Genomic DNA, 630 nt, shown 5'->3' on the forward strand with positions numbered 1-630 from the left:
ATGGCAGCGCGAGGAGGCGCTGCCATGAGTGATCTGATCTGGTTGTCGCAGGCGCAGATGCGTCGGATTGAGCCATATTTTCCGCTGTCGCACGGCGTGCCCCGGGTGGATGATCGTCGGGTGATTAGCGGCATCATCTTCGTGATCAGGAACGGGCTGCGCTGGCGGGATGCGCCGCCGGATTACGGCCCGCCGAAGACGATCTACAACCGCTTCATCCGCTGGAGCCGGCTGGGCGTGTTCAACAAGATCTTCTCCGCGCTCGCGGCCAAGGGTGGCAGGCCCGACCAACTCATGATCGACGCCACCCACCTCAAGGCGCATCGGACAGCAGCCAGCCTTTTAAAAAAGGGCCTGTTCCCCGACGTATCGGGCGCACCAAGGGTGGATTGAACTCGAAGCTCCACGCCGTGTGCGATGGCCAGGGGCGACCGCTGATCATGTTGCTCAGCGAAGGCCAGATGAGCGATTACAAGGGCGCTGCCTTGATGCTCGGCACCTTACCCAAAGCCCAATCGCTGCTCGGCGACAAAGGTTACGACGCCGACTGGTTCCGCACCGCGCTGGCCGAGCGCGACATCACTGCCTGCATCCCCTCCAAGACCAACCGCAAAGTGCCGATCCCCCATG

1 pseudogene is annotated in these 630 nt (G+C 62.5%); it reads left to right on the forward strand.

From position 1 onward, the window contains the following. Positions 1 to 24: 24 nt before the first annotated feature. Positions 25 to 630 (forward strand): annotated as a pseudogene (locus tag AC07FD_RS39465) (IS5 family transposase); the annotation flags it as partial.

The organism is Mesorhizobium waitakense, assembly GCF_056431085.1.